Genomic DNA, 1,346 nt, shown 5'->3' on the forward strand with positions numbered 1-1,346 from the left:
TGTCGCCGCCCGCTGGGCCGCGGCGCATCCCTGGATCAGCTTCACGCCGGTCATCTCGTCGCCTTCGGACGGCTGGGACGGGCGCACCGGGTTCGTCCACCGCGCGGTGCTGGAGGACATTCCCGACATGAGCAATGTCGAGGTCTATGCCTGCGGTGCGCCGGTGATGATCGACGCGGCGCGCTCGGAATTCGAGGCCGAGGCCGGGCTAGCCAAAGATCGCTTTTTCAGCGATGCCTTCGTGGCGTCGGGCGACGAGGAATAAGTCTGCTTTCGGGCCCGTCCCGCTTTCTGGACTTATTCCGGTCCCCGTGGCACGGTGCGGCCTCGACGGGGTTCTCAAGCGCCGGAGAAGGGTGGAGCTCGGATGACGGGGACAACGGAAAAAGACGGGGGCACGGCGACGAAATCGCGCGCGCCCGAGGGGATGGCGGGGCTGGCCAAGGGCCTGGCCATCATCGAATTGTTCGGGGAAGAGTACCCGGCTGTCACCGTTTCGTCCGCCGCCGATGAAACCGGCATTTCGCGGGCCAGCGCGCGGCGCTGCCTGCTGACCCTGACAGATCTGGGTTATCTGACCAAGAACGGCCCGCGTTTCATGCCGACCCCGCGCATGTTGCGGCTGGGCCTGTCCTATACAGGCGCGATTCCGCTGCCCCAGCTTGCCCAGCATCAGCTTGACGCGGCGCGCGAGGAACTGGGGGAATCCGTCTCGCTGTCGATCCTGGAGGATGGCCGGTCAACCTTTGTCGCGCGGGCCGAGGCGGCGCGGCTGGTCTCCACCGCGATCCGTCTGGGCACCCGGCTGCCCGCCTATGCGGCGGCCACGGGGCGTATCCTGCTGTCGGCCTATGACGACGAGGCGCTGGATGCCTATCTCGACGCGGCGGAGCCGGTGGCCATGACCAAGCATACGGTTACGGACAAGGCGAAGCTGAAAGAGATCATCCGCGCCGCCGGCCGTGACAAGGTGGCCTTCACCGACGAGGAGCTGGAACTGGGCATGGTCAGCATGGCCATTCCGGTCTTCGACCCGGACGGCAAACTGATCGCCTCGATGAGCGTGAGCGCGGCGCGGCCGCGCGTCACCGTCAAGGACATGCGCGAGCACATGCTGCCCATCCTGCGCATCTATGCCGAGGCGCTGTCGCGGTCCCTTTGAACGGTGCCGGCGGGCAAGGCTGCCCGCGTCAGGTCAGCATCATCGTGGTGGTCTGAAGGTTCTTCGCGAATGTTGAATATTACCTGATCCAGGAGAGCAAGGGCACTGCGAGGGCCCAGTCGTCGGCCGGTCTCGAGGATCTGGCGCAGCGACAGGCCGGGTCGAGTTCCATGCTCGTACTTTT

1 protein-coding gene and 2 pseudogenes are annotated in these 1,346 nt (G+C 66.0%); 2 read left to right on the forward strand and 1 reads right to left on the reverse strand.

What is annotated here, in order from left to right; translation table 11 throughout:
* Together A3764_RS19215 and A3764_RS19220 are read left to right on the forward strand one after the other, a co-directional pair.
* Window positions 1-265 (forward strand): annotated as a pseudogene (locus A3764_RS19215) (flavin oxidoreductase); the annotation flags it as partial.
* Between the two features lie 102 nt (window positions 266-367).
* The gene (locus tag A3764_RS19220; protein ID WP_067925952.1) at window positions 368-1,162 is read left to right on the forward strand and encodes an IclR family transcriptional regulator domain-containing protein; all 795 of its coding nucleotides are present in this window, start codon (window positions 368-370) and stop codon (window positions 1,160-1,162) included.
* On the opposite strand, the pseudogene A3764_RS26100 reads toward A3764_RS19220, so the two are convergent.
* A pseudogene (locus A3764_RS26100) lies at window positions 1,132-1,346 on the reverse strand (hypothetical protein); the annotation flags it as partial. The gene A3764_RS19220 and the pseudogene A3764_RS26100 sit on opposite strands and share 31 nt — an antisense overlap.

The sequence above is a fragment of the Sulfitobacter sp. HI0129 genome (assembly GCF_001635395.1).
Lineage (GTDB): Bacteria > Pseudomonadota > Alphaproteobacteria > Rhodobacterales > Rhodobacteraceae > Sulfitobacter.